The sequence below is a fragment of the Caballeronia sp. LZ029 genome (assembly GCF_031451275.1).
Lineage (GTDB): Bacteria > Pseudomonadota > Gammaproteobacteria > Burkholderiales > Burkholderiaceae > Caballeronia > Caballeronia jiangsuensis.
Genome location: NZ_JARUXO010000137.1, coordinates 1 through 1196, shown reverse-complemented (window position 1 = coordinate 1196; position 1196 = coordinate 1). Strand labels below are relative to the sequence as shown.

Sequence of the window (1196 nt, the reverse complement as noted above, 5' to 3'; positions counted from 1 at the left end):
GTTAAGGAAGCTCTGCAGAATGTGGTTTCAAAAGCGTGCGCACCATATAGGCGTTGGGCAGATTGTTCTCGCTCAGCAGGGCTGTGTATGGCAGAGGCGACGGGCCCACACTTTGTGACCTCTCATCGAGAGTACGGGAGCGAGTTCATTCAGTTGTGTGTTTTACGCTTCGCGCAGCGCCTTGCGCATCATCCATAAATTTCCCAACGCAAACAATGTGGTGATCTGAGCCGTGTTCTTCGCCAGCCCCCGGTATCGCGTCTTCAAGTAACCAAACTGTCGCTTGAGAATTCGGAATGGATGTTCGACCTTTGCACGAATTCCGGCTTTCAGTCGTTCGATCTTGTCGTATATGGCATCGAGGGGATCCTTCAAGTTCAATTTTCTTCGCTTGCTGGGCCGCATCGCGACATGCCATCGCGCTGAGCACGTTTGCTTACGCTTTTCGATGCCTTGGTATCCGGCGTCAGCATAAACATCCGTTTCTTCACCGTGCAACAACGCAAGGGCCGGATTGATGTCGTGCTCGTTAGCCGCCGTGCCGATGACCGTGTGAACGATGCCTGAATCCGCGTCCACGCCTATATGCGCCTTCATGCCAAAGTACCAATTCCTGCCTTTCTGGGTCGACTGCATCTCGGGGTCACGTGTGCCCGAGCCGTTCTTGGTCGAACTCGGCGCTGCGATCAACGTAGCGTCGACAGCCGAGCCCGCCTTAAGCATCAACCCCTTTTCCTTCAACAATCCATTGACGACCGCCAGGATCTGCGCAGCGATGCCATGCGCTTCGAGCAGGTGCCGAAACCGCAAGATAGTCGTTTCATCTGGAAGACGGGTCATCCCGCCATCGAGGCCTGCAAATTCGCGATATAGCGGTACATCGTAGAGGGCTTCTTCCATCGCTGGATCCGACAGACCGAACCATTGTTGGAGGAAATGAATCTGCAACATCGTCGCCACCGGAAATGGCGGACGACCAGTCTTCGCCTTCGGATAATGCGGCTCGATCAATGCGATCAGCCTCGACCATGGCACAACTCGTCTCATCTCGTCCAGAAACTCCCGCTTACGCGTACGTTTGGTTGATAGGTTCAAGCCGAGATGAAGTTGCGTCATTGCGATGCCTCCAAGTCGTTACCATCTAATAGTACTCCTTATCCTCCATGCAAGAACGAGTTTTGCAGAGCTTCCTTAAC

At 53.8% G+C, this 1196-nt stretch carries 1 protein-coding gene; it reads right to left on the bottom strand.

The window, feature by feature from the left end:
- Positions 1-162: 162 nt before the first annotated feature.
- Positions 163-1116, bottom strand: a complete 954-nt coding sequence (locus QCE73_RS39335) for an IS5 family transposase (protein WP_233392355.1) — start codon at positions 1114-1116, stop codon at positions 163-165.
- Between the last annotated feature and the right edge of the window lie 80 nt (positions 1117-1196).

What these genes read in the sequence shown, in the direction of transcription:
- QCE73_RS39335 (WP_233392355.1), bottom strand. Translation starts at nt 1,116, where the DNA reads ATGACGCAACTTCATCTCGGCTTGAACCTATCAACCAAACGTACGCGT.